Source organism: Devosia sp. (assembly GCF_034675085.1).
In the GTDB taxonomy this organism is placed as follows: Bacteria; Pseudomonadota; Alphaproteobacteria; order Rhizobiales; family Devosiaceae; genus Devosia.
The window spans coordinates 20,993-27,768 of record NZ_JAUCDN010000007.1 but is presented as its reverse complement, the minus strand read 5'-3'; the positions used below and the strand labels follow the sequence as shown (position 1 = coordinate 27,768).

General features: G+C 64.7%; 8 protein-coding genes and 1 tRNA gene. 1 reads left to right on the top strand and 8 read right to left on the bottom strand.

Going from position 1 to position 6,776, the window contains the following annotated elements; genetic code table 11:
• The 7 genes from proB to VDP82_RS01245 form a co-directional block, all read right to left on the bottom strand.
• Window positions 1–915, bottom strand: a 915-nt coding sequence (proB, locus tag VDP82_RS01275) for a glutamate 5-kinase (RefSeq protein ID WP_323013022.1), incomplete at its 3' end; no start/stop codon positions are given.
• Window positions 915–1,958, bottom strand: a complete 1,044-nt coding sequence (gene obgE / locus VDP82_RS01270; protein WP_323013021.1) for a GTPase ObgE — start codon at window positions 1,956–1,958, stop codon at window positions 915–917. The genes proB and obgE, both read right to left, overlap by 1 nt.
• On the bottom strand, window positions 1,955–2,491 hold the full coding sequence (locus VDP82_RS01265) for a GNAT family N-acetyltransferase (RefSeq protein ID WP_323013020.1): 537 nt from the start codon (window positions 2,489–2,491) through the stop codon (window positions 1,955–1,957). The genes obgE and VDP82_RS01265 overlap by 4 nt, the downstream gene beginning before the upstream one ends.
• On the bottom strand, window positions 2,488–3,027 hold the full coding sequence (locus tag VDP82_RS01260; RefSeq protein ID WP_323013019.1) for a GNAT family N-acetyltransferase: 540 nt from the start codon (window positions 3,025–3,027) through the stop codon (window positions 2,488–2,490). Before VDP82_RS01260 ends, VDP82_RS01265 begins: the two co-directional genes overlap by 4 nt.
• A 115-nt stretch (window positions 3,028–3,142) precedes the next feature.
• Window positions 3,143–3,409: a 50S ribosomal protein L27 gene (gene rpmA, locus VDP82_RS01255; RefSeq protein ID WP_323013018.1), complete on the bottom strand. Its 267-nt coding sequence runs from the start codon at window positions 3,407–3,409 to the stop codon at window positions 3,143–3,145.
• 12 nt (window positions 3,410–3,421) lie between these two features.
• Window positions 3,422–3,961 carry a 50S ribosomal protein L21 gene (rplU, locus tag VDP82_RS01250; RefSeq protein WP_323013017.1) on the bottom strand — a complete coding sequence of 180 codons (540 nt, stop codon included), beginning with the start codon at window positions 3,959–3,961 and terminating at the stop codon, window positions 3,422–3,424.
• A 204-nt stretch (window positions 3,962–4,165) separates the two neighbouring features.
• Window positions 4,166–4,948 (bottom strand): MBL fold metallo-hydrolase, encoded by a 783-nt coding sequence (locus VDP82_RS01245; protein WP_323013016.1) that lies wholly within the window; start codon window positions 4,946–4,948, stop codon window positions 4,166–4,168.
• 188 nt (window positions 4,949–5,136) lie between these two features.
• Here VDP82_RS01245 and VDP82_RS01240 point away from each other — a divergent pair.
• Window positions 5,137–5,226, top strand: a tRNA-Ser gene (locus VDP82_RS01240).
• A gap of 392 nt (window positions 5,227–5,618) precedes the next feature.
• Here the strand turns inward: VDP82_RS01240 and VDP82_RS01235 are convergent.
• Window positions 5,619–6,773 carry a sn-glycerol-3-phosphate ABC transporter ATP-binding protein UgpC gene (locus VDP82_RS01235; RefSeq protein ID WP_323013015.1) on the bottom strand — a complete coding sequence of 385 codons (1,155 nt, stop codon included), beginning with the start codon at window positions 6,771–6,773 and terminating at the stop codon, window positions 5,619–5,621.
• Window positions 6,774–6,776: the final 3 nt, after the last annotated feature.

Here is a 6,776-nt window from a genome sequence, read left to right as displayed (position 1 = left end):
GGTGACCCCCACCGGCAGCAGCGACTTGCCGGTCAGCAGCGCCCGCGCCGCGCCGGCATCGACCTGCAAGGTGCCGGCCAAGGCCAGCGTGCCCATGATCCAGCGCTTGCGCGCCTGCGCCCGGCTGTGGGCGGGATGGAACAGGGTATGGCGCCCGCCGGCCATCAGGGTGGCCAGGGGATGGCTCTCGGTGCCCTTGGCGATGATCATGGCGGTGCCGGCCTGGGTGGCGATCTTGCCGGCCTCGACCTTGGTGGTCATGCCGCCGCGCGAAAGATGGCTGGCGGCACCCCCGGCCATCGCCTCGATGGCGGGCGTGATGGCCCTGACCTCGCCCAGATGGGTGGCGGTGGGATCCTTGGCCGGCGGGGCGGTGTAGAGCCCGTCGATATCGCTGAGCAGCACCAGGCAATCGGCCTCGATCATGGTGGCGACGCGGGCCGAAAGCCGGTCATTGTCGCCATAGCGGATTTCGGCGGTGGCCACCGAATCGTTCTCGTTGATGATCGGCACCGCCCCCAGCCCCAGCAGCGTTGCGATGGTGGTGCGGGCGTTGAGATAATAGCGCCGCTCTTCGGTGATGTTGGGGGTGATCAGAATCTGGCCGGTGACGATGCCATGCCGGCCCAGCGCCTCGGCCCAGGCCTGGCTGAGCGCGATCTGCCCGGCGCTGGCGGCGGCCTGGGACTGCTCCAGCGTCAGCGCCACCGCCGAAAGCCCCAAAAGGCCCCGCCCCAGCGCGATGGCGCCGGAGGAGACGATGACCACCTCGCAGCCGCCGGCCTTGAGGGTCGCCAGGTCCTCGGCCAGTTGCGCCAGCCATTCGGCCCGCAGCCGGCCGGCCTTGTCGACCAGAAGGGCCGAGCCGATCTTGATGGTGATGCGCTTATAGGGCGCAAGAATATTGGCGCTCATCAGGGGGTCCAGTTCGGCTGATTCTGGCGGCTCCGGGCCTGTTCGGCCTCGGCGCGCTCGGCGTCGAGCACGGCCAGCACCGCATAGAGAACCTTGTCGATGCCCTGGTGGCTGACGCCGGAAACGGTCAGCACCTCGGCTCCGCTCTCGGCTTCGAGCCGGGCGATCTTGTCGGCCAGCTCCTCGGCGGGAATGGCGTCGATCTTGTTGAGCACCACCAGTTCGGGCTTTTCGGCCAGGATTTCGTCATAGGCGGCCAATTCGCCCCGAATGGTGGCATAGGCCCCTTCCACATCCTCCTGCGTGCCATCGATCAGGTGGATGAGCACGCCGCAGCGCTCGACATGGCCCAGGAACCGGTCGCCGATCCCCGCGCCTTCGCTGGCCCCCTCGATCAGCCCGGGAATATCGGCCAGAACGAAATCGCGCTCACCGATGCTGACCACGCCCAGATTGGGGTGGAGCGTGGTGAAGGGATAATCGGCAATTTTTGGCTTGGCCGCCGAAACGGCGGCGAGGAAGGTGGATTTGCCGGCATTGGGCAGGCCGACCAGCCCCGCATCGGCGATGAGCTTCAATCGCAGCCAGACCCATTTTTCCGTGCCCTGCTGGCCCGGATTGGCGCGGCGGGGCGCCTGGTTGGAACTGGTCTTGAAATGGGCATTGCCGAAGCCGCCATTGCCGCCCGAAAGCAGCACCACGCGCTGGCCCACCTCGGTCATGTCCACGATCAGGGTTTCGTTGTCGTCCTCGAACACCTGCGTGCCCACCGGCACGCGCAGCACCACATCGGCGCCATCGGCTCCGGTGCGCAGCTTGCCCATGCCATGGATGCCGGTCTTGGCCTTGAAGTGCTGCTGGTAGCGATAGTCGATGAGCGTATTGAGCCCATCGACGCATTCGACCACCACATCGCCCCCCCGGCCGCCATTGCCGCCATTGGGGCCGCCGAATTCGACGAATTTTTCGCGCAGGAAGCTGACCGCGCCGGCACCGCCGTCGCCGGAGCGAACATAGACCTTGGCCTGGTCGAGGAATTTCATCTGTCTCTGGCCTTCCAGGTGGTGCGGGTCAATTGGGTGTCGATATGCTCCACCTCGGCGTCGCGTGCAAGGCAGAGCAGGTGCGAGCGCCCGGTTTCGACGAATCCGAGCTTGCTCTGAATGGCGAAGGAGGCGGCGTTGAAGTGAAAGACGCCCGAATAGAGCGCCTCGGCTCGCGACGCCTCGAAAAACCAGTCGATGGCGGCGCTGACCGCCTCGGTCATGATCCCCTGGCCCCAGAAGGGCCGCCCCAGCCAATAGCCGATGACCGGCCCCTCGGCGCCGCGGTGAAAGCCGACATGGCCGACCATGCCGGCTTCGGGCAGGGCGATGGCGAAGCAGGTTTCTTCCACCGGCAGATTGGGCAGGCGCGTGCGCAGCCAGGCCCGCGCATCGCTCAGCCGATATGGAAACGGCACCCGCGCCAGATTGCCCGCCACCTCGAAATCGTTGAGATAACGGGCAATGGGTTCGTCATCGCCCGATTGCGGCTGGCGCAGGATGAAGCGTGCGGTGCGCAGCACGGGGATCATGCCGGTCCTCCCTTTTCCAGATCGCGTTCCACCAGCAGCGATCGTTGCCCGGCCAGTGTGCCGGACGCGTGGGTGAGAGTGCCGATCTGGGCAAAGCCTAGCTTTTCCAGCACGTGACGCGAGCCGGCATTGGTGGGCAGCACCAGGGCGCGCAGCACCGAGCCACCGGCCTGCCGGGCCGCCTCGACCACGGCGCGCCCCGCTTCGGTGGCATAGCCCCGGCCCCAATGCGGCTGGCCCAGCCAATAGCCCAGCTCGGGCGGCCCGCCGGCCGGAAAATGCAGGCCCACCGTGCCGATATAGCGCCCCTCAAGCAGGATGGACCAGGCAAATTCCTCAGGCCCCCGGGCGATGGTCTCGACGAAGAGCCGGCCATCCTCTTCTCCATAGGGATGGGGCAGGCGCGACAGCACCTGGTGAATGGCCGGATTGTTGGCGAGCATGGCCATTTCGGACACATGGGCGAGGCTGGGGGTGGCCAGCACCAGGCGGTCCGTCGTCAGCGTTTGGGGAAGGCGGGGCCTGATGCTGTCCATTACGGGTCTGCTCGAAAACAAAAAGGGGAACCGGCGGGCCGGCTCCCCTTTGCAATATCGTCTTGCGAACTGGGCCGGGGAACGGGTCGCCGGCGGGTTCGGAAAGCCGGCCGGGTTATTCGGCGGCCTCTGCCGGGATGACGGACACGAAGACCTGCGCATTGGCGCGGGTGCGGAACGAGACCGAACCGTCGACCAGCGCATAGATGGTGTGGTCCTTGCCCAGGCCGACGCCCGAGCCGGGATGCCACTTGGTGCCGCGCTGGCGGATGATGATGTTGCCGGCGATGACGGCTTCGCCGCCAAACTTCTTCACGCCGAGACGACGGCCGGCCGTATCACGACCGTTGCGGGACGAACCGCCTGCTTTCTTATGGGCCATCTCTGGTGCTCCTTATTCCTTGTCGGCCTTGGGTTCGGCCTTCTTGGCCGGGGCCTTCTTCGCCGGCTTTTCAGCGGCGGCTTCACTCTCGGCGGCAGCCTTTTTCGGCGCGGCCTTCTTGGCGGGCGCCTTGGCTTCCGTTTCGGCCTTGGCTTCAGCCTTGGGCTCGGCCTTCTTGGCCGGGGCCTTTTCGGCGACCGCTTCGGTCTTGTCGGCAGCGGCGGCGGCCTTGATGGTCGGCTTGGCGCCGCCCGTCAGAATTTCGGTGATGCGCACGGTCGAGAGCAACTGGCGATGGCCGTTGCGGCGGCGCGAATTGTGCCGGCGGCGCTTCTTGAAGACGATGACCGTCTTCTGCTTCTTGGTCTCGACCAGCTCGGCGGCAACCAGCGCGCCTTCCACCAGCGGGGCACCCACGGTGTCGCCCACCATTAGCACCTGGTCGAAGGTGACGATGGTGCCGGCTTCGGCATCGAGCTTTTCGATCTTGAGAACGTCGTTGGCGGCAACCTTGTACTGCTTGCCACCGGTCTTGATTACGGCGAAAGTCATCATTCAACCGGGAGCGTCAAACGCCCGGTCCCTTTGTGTCGCGCCCTGTGGCGCCGCAGGCAAAGCCCATCAAGCCTGCGGTCTTCGAACATGCTGCCGGCAGAAACCGGCGGGCAGCCTCGAACAGCGTTGTCAAACGAAGAAGGCGCGCCGGACCAGCCAGCGCGCATTCGCCGGTGCTTATCGGGGCAAATGCCCGCCGAGTCAAGCGTTGCCGGCGCCCCGCGGATACCAGTCGCGCAGGCGTACCTGGCTCTGCGCCCCCACCGCATCGGCAAAGAGCATCAGGTCACTCTCTTTGTAGTGATAGGGATAGACGATGGCGGGGCGAAAGACATTGACCGCCGCCGCCGCTTCCTGTGGCGTCATCGTATAGGGCAGGTTCATCGGCAGGAAGGCCAGGCCGATGCCGGTGAGCCCAAGCATGGCCGGAGTGGGCTCGGTGTCGCCGGCGATATAGACCCGCTTGTCGCCGAGGGTGAAGATATAGCCATTGCCTATCCCCTCGGGGTGGTAGCGCAACCGCTCGGGCGTGATGTTGTGGGCCGCAATGGCGCTGACCGAAACGCCATCGATCATGGCCGTCTCGCCATTGGCCAGTGCCGTCGCATGGGCCTGGAGCGGCGCCGGCAGTTTTTCGAACACATCGGCATTGCTCAGGATCGGCGCCGCGCCGGCGATCGCGTTCAACGTGGGCAGGTCGAAATGGTCGCCATGCCCATGCGTGATGAGAATGGCCGTGGGGGCCGGCAGCCCCTGGTAAAGCCCGGTCCCGCCCACCGGATCGACATAAAGGATATGCGGCCCGAAGCCGAGCACGAGACTGGCATGTTCGACCGGATGGACGATGATATCGGCCTGGCCTGCTGCAATTCTGTCGCCCTGCATGTCCGCACGCTCCTCTGCTCGGGTGGGTAGGATGGCAAAAGCCTTGCCGATCAAGGGCAGGCTGGCAAGTCCGGCAAGCACGTGGCGGCGGCGTGGCATGGCTCCCTCCTTTTCACATCCACGCGCTTAACGGCCACGGGGGGCGTTGCGTTTGCCTGCCACGACATCGTGATGGGCCCGCGCGGCAGCAAAAAGCCGATAAGAGGTGTTGCGAGCCGCTTGAGCCTATGCCATAAGCCCGCCCGTATCGACCAGCCGGGCCGCCCTGCGCGCCCTTTCGATCTCGCGGAGAGATGGCAGAGCGGTTGAATGCACCGCACTCGAAATGCGGCATAGGGGCAACTCTATCGGGGGTTCGAATCCCTCTCTCTCCGCCAAACACAATCCATTGATTTCATTGCGTATTTGACGTTTCGGGCGGGCGTTGTGCCCAGCAATGTACCCGAGGCGGCCACGCATCTTGCCGCGCCTCCCCGCAGCTGGCGATTCCAGATCAGGATGCCGCGTAAGACCGACTGGAATTGCTGCCGCATCGGATATGGGCCTGCTGACCGGGACCTCAATATCCTCCATGTGGGTACGAACGAGGGACTTGGAGCCGGGAGCGGTCTGTCGGCTTTGCTTGGTTTTGGTGTCAAACGCGACAACATGTACCTGCTCACCTGGCTCCCATCGGCGCATGCGCAATTCGCGTCGATTGCCTCATGTGCGGAAACTGGCGTGCCTTCAATGCCGCATTCCTTCTGGTCATGTGGCCGGAGCAGGGCGTCTAGCGGATGGCTTTTCCGTTACTCGGATCGAAGAAATGCAGCGCGTTTCGGCGAACGCCCAGCGTGATCTTCTGGCCGAGCGAGACGCTTGTATTTCCTTCGAGACGTGCGGTGAAAGGGCTCTCATTGCCTGGGCGAGGCGCGAGGCTTTCATCGCCCTGGTCCTCATTGCCGCCGAAATGGTCTGCCCTGATTGTGGGCGTCTGGACGGGAAAGACGACCATGATTTCGCTGCCCAGCCTCTCGACCAGTTCGACCTTGACGGTGACGGGCACGAAATCCTGCGAGCCGGCATCGGCCCGGAAATCTGTGGGACGAATTCCCACGATGATCTTGCCGCCGAGATAGGGGTCGAGCTTGGTGCCGGCAGGAATGGGGAGCTCGATATTGCCGATCGTCACCACGCCGTCGCCCACACGGGCCTCGGCAAAATTCATCTCGGGCGAGCCGATGAAGCCGGCCACGAAGATATTGGCTGGCCGGGAGAAGAGATTGTCCGGCGTATCGACCTGTTGGATCAGTCCGTCTCGCATGACGCAAACCCTGTGTCCAAGGGTCATGGCCTCGGTCTGGTCATGGGTCACATAAATGGTCGTGGTCTTGAGCTGCTCGCGCAGGCGCGCAAATTCGGTGCGCATATGCACCCGCAGCTTGGTGTCGAGATTGGCGAGAGGCTCGTCCATCAGGAAGGCGACAGGATTGCGGACGAGGGCGCGGCCGATGGCGACGCGCTGACGCTGGCCGCCTGAAAGCTGGTTGGGATAGCGTTGCATCAGCGGCGTGAGGCCCAGCGTCTGCGCGGCTGCGGCGATGCGTCGATCGGCCTCCGCCTTGGGCGTGTTGCGCAGGCGCAGACCGAAGCCCAGATTGCGCTCGACCGTCATGTGTGGGAACAGCGCATAGGTCTGGAAGATCATGGCGATGTCACGGTCCTTGGGCTGGAGGTCGTTCATGACCTTGCCGCCAACGCGGATTTCGCCATCGCTGATCGTATCAAGCCCGGCCACCATTCGCAGCAGCGTGGACTTGCCGCAGCCGGAGGGGCCGACCAGAACCAGGAACTCGCCGTCCTCGATCTCCAGGGAGACATTGCTCAGGGCGGTATAGGCATTGCCGTAGCGCTTGGTGACGTTCTGAATTGAGATGTTTGCCATTTG